1 pseudogene is annotated in these 281 nt (G+C 49.1%); it reads right to left on the reverse strand.

From position 1 onward, the window contains the following. Positions 1-281: pseudogene (locus tag A3712_RS15620) on the reverse strand (baseplate J/gp47 family protein); the annotation flags it as partial.

Genomic DNA, 281 nt, shown 5'->3' on the forward strand with positions numbered 1-281 from the left:
ACGGTTCCACCTAGCTCAGTAAACTGCACTGTACCTTTTGCAAAGGTAGGTAACAGGCGTGGTGTATTGTGGCGATTAGCATGCAGGTATAGCCACGCTTCAGAGCAGGTTTCAGGGTTCAGTTGTCTAAAAAGCAAATCTTGGTAGCCATATTGCCCATAGCTGACGCCAGCAATGGCAGAAGCTATCGCTTTGGTGGCTGGGTTACTTTGTCCTGTTTCTGCCGTCAGGTTGGCTTCAGCACGAGCGATTAAGCTCTCAAGGCTCACTTGTGTACTCAT

The organism is Vibrio sp. HI00D65, from assembly GCF_001635455.1.
GTDB lineage: Bacteria > Pseudomonadota > Gammaproteobacteria > Enterobacterales > Vibrionaceae > Vibrio.